Below are 282 nucleotides of genomic sequence, written 5' to 3'. Positions count from 1 at the left end.
TGGGTCGAGGTGGCGATGGCGCCGGCGAGGGTCTGGTAATCAATATCGGCCATGTTCTGCAGAGCCTGGCCGATGTCTTTCAGCGGTTGCCCCATGCGTGACATCGGCGTGCCGGCGGCGAATTCGGCCTGCAGGGTGTTCGGGTCGTGATCGAGCAGACCGTTGAAGTAACTCAGCGACAACAGCGTGCCGTCGGTGGGCACCAGCGCGCTGAACGAATGCGCCGAGCCTACGGGGCGGATCTTGCCCTGCACCTGACGGATCACTTGAGTCAACTCATCG

1 protein-coding gene is annotated in these 282 nt (G+C 62.8%); it reads right to left on the bottom strand.

Annotated elements, in window-relative coordinates; genetic code table 11:
* Window positions 1-282, bottom strand: a 282-nt coding sequence (locus DBR24_RS34260; protein WP_256591947.1) for an FAD-binding protein, incomplete at both ends; no start/stop codon positions are given.

This window comes from Pseudomonas sp. HMWF006, from assembly GCF_003061205.1.
GTDB classification, from domain to species: domain Bacteria; phylum Pseudomonadota; class Gammaproteobacteria; order Pseudomonadales; family Pseudomonadaceae; genus Aquipseudomonas; species Aquipseudomonas monsensis.
This window is presented reverse-complemented; position numbering and strand designations above follow the sequence as displayed.